General features: G+C 64.8%; 1 protein-coding gene and 1 pseudogene. Both read right to left on the reverse strand.

The genetic code is table 11. The features are described from left to right. Positions 1-599, reverse strand: a pseudogene (locus EOA33_RS32400) (exopolyphosphatase); the annotation flags it as partial. Then, positions 596-2,423: RNA degradosome polyphosphate kinase (locus EOA33_RS32405; protein WP_127407476.1), on the reverse strand; the 1,828-nt coding region annotated here is incomplete at its 5' end. The pseudogene EOA33_RS32400 and the gene EOA33_RS32405, both read right to left, overlap by 4 nt.

Here is a 2,423-nt window from a genome sequence, read left to right on the forward strand (position 1 = left end):
CCCTTCAACAGCTTGGCCCGCGCCAGCTCCTGGCGCGCGATCTTCTGAGCCTGGACGAGCGAATTCTTCGCCATGTCCTGCAGGCGCAGGCCGCCGAGCGGCAGCGTGATGCCGTCGCCGATCGCCTCGCCGTTGATGTCGATCAGTTCGAGGCTGCCGCCGCCGAGGTCACCGGCGATGCCGCTGGCCGGGTGGAAGCCGGAAATCACGCCGAGCGCCGAATAATGCGCCTCCGGCCGCCCGGAGAGCACCCGGATCTCAGTCTTCAGTACGTCCTCGGCGCGGTGGATGAAATCGGGGCCGTTGACCGCCTCGCGGGCGGCGGCGGTCGCCAGCACATACATGTGCTCGGCGCCGGCCTGGTCGGAGAGCGCGCGGAAGCGGCGGAACTCCTCCATCGAGCGGGTGACCGCCTCGGGATCGAGCTTGCCGGTCGAAACGATGCCGCGGCCGAGGCCGGCCAGCATCTTTTCGTTGAACAGCAAGGTCGGCGAGCGCGCCAGCCCTTCATAGACGACGAGGCGGATCGAGTTAGAGCCGATGTCGATGATCGACAGCGGCCGCCGGTCCTGGAGCCGGCCCTGGGAAGCAGAAATCACGCGGCGGCGTTCTTCTTGCGGCGCTTGAACTGGGCGATGCGCCTGGGCGCATGCGACTTCAGCGCGTCACCCCGTCCGGACAGACTCGGATTGGTCATGAAATATTCCTGCGCGTTGAACGGTTCCTCGCCCTCCTCCAGCACGACGCGCCGGGAGGTGCCGTCAGCCAATACGTCGAAACTTTGCTGGTTGTCCATGATGTTGCCCAGCATGATCTGGCCAAGCACCTGTTCATGCACAGTTGGATTGGTGATCGGCACCATGGTCTCGACACGGCGGTCGAGATTGCGCGGCATAAGATCGGCCGAGGAGATGTAGACGATCGCCCCGTCCGAGGGCAGGCCGTAGCCGTCGCCAAAGCAGTAGATGCGGCTGTGCTCGAGGAAGCGGCCGACGATCGATTTCACCCTTATATTCTCCGACAGGCCCGGCACCTGCGGCCTCAGGCAGCAGATGCCGCGCACGACGAGGTCGATCTCGACGCCGGCGCGGCTGGCATCGTAGAGCGCGTCGATGATGATCGGGTCGACCAGCGCGTTCATCTTCATCCAGATTCGCGCCGGCCGGCCCTCGCGCGCGTGGACGACCTCGTTCGAAATATGCTTCAGGATGCGTTTGCGCAGCGTGAATGGCGAAACGGCGAGCCGCATCTCCTCGGTGGGCTCGGCATAGCCGGTGATGAAGTTGAACAGCTGGGCGACATCGCGGGCAATCGTCGGATCCGTGGTGAAGAACGACAGGTCGGTATAGATGCGCGCGGTGACCGGATGGTAGTTGCCAGTGCCGAGATGCACATAGTTGCGCAGCTTGCCGTCCTCGCGCCGCACCACCAGCGACATCTTGGCGTGGGTCTTGAGCTCGAGGAAGCCGAACACGACCTGGACGCCGGCGCGCTCGAGGTCGCGGGCCCAGCGGATGTTGGCCTCCTCGTCGAACCGCGCCTTGAGCTCGACCAGCGCCGTCACCGATTTGCCGGCCTCGGCCGCGTCGACCAGCGCGCGCACGATCGGGCTGTCGTTGGAGGTGCGGTAGAGCGTCTGCTTGATCGCCACCACTTCCGGGTCGGCCATCGCCTGACGCAGGAACTGCACCACCACGTCGAAGGATTCGTAGGGATGGTGGACGATGATGTCCTTCTCGCGGATGGCGGCAAAGCAGTCGCCGCCATGCTCGCGGATACGCTCGGGAAAGCGCGGATTGTAGGGCGTGAACTTCAGATCGTCGCGGGCGACGGCGACGATCTCGGAGATCTGGCTGAGCGCCAGCGGACCGGTCAGGACGCTGATGCGGCTCGACGAGACGCCAAGCTCGCCGGCGACGAAGTCGCGCAGTTCCGGCGGCATCAGCATGTCGAACTCGATGCGGATCACCGAACCGCGGCGGCGCCGCTTCAGCGCCGTCTCGAACAGGCGAACCAGGTCCTCGGACTCTTCCTCGACCTCGATATCGCTGTCGCGGATGATGCGGAAGGTGCCGGACCCCTTGACCTCATAGCCCGGGAAGAGCTTGCCGATATAGAGGCCGACCGCCTCCTCCAGCGGGATGAAGCGGACATGATTCTTGCGGTCGGGTAGACGGATGAAGCGCTTCAGCGCCACCGGCAGGCGCAAAAGCGCGCTCATCTCCTCGCCATTCTTGCGGTGGCGCAGTTGCAGCGCCATCGAGAAGCCGAGATTGGGGATGAACGGGAACGGATGCGCCGGGTCAATCGACAGCGGGGTCAGCACCGGAAACACCTGATCCTGGAAATGCTCTTCCAGCCAGGCCTTCTCGTCCTTGGTCAGCGCGTCGCGGGTGATGCTTTCGATGCCTTCCTTGTTGAGC

This window comes from Mesorhizobium sp. M4A.F.Ca.ET.050.02.1.1 (assembly GCF_003997725.1).
Taxonomy (GTDB): domain Bacteria; phylum Pseudomonadota; class Alphaproteobacteria; order Rhizobiales; family Rhizobiaceae; genus Mesorhizobium.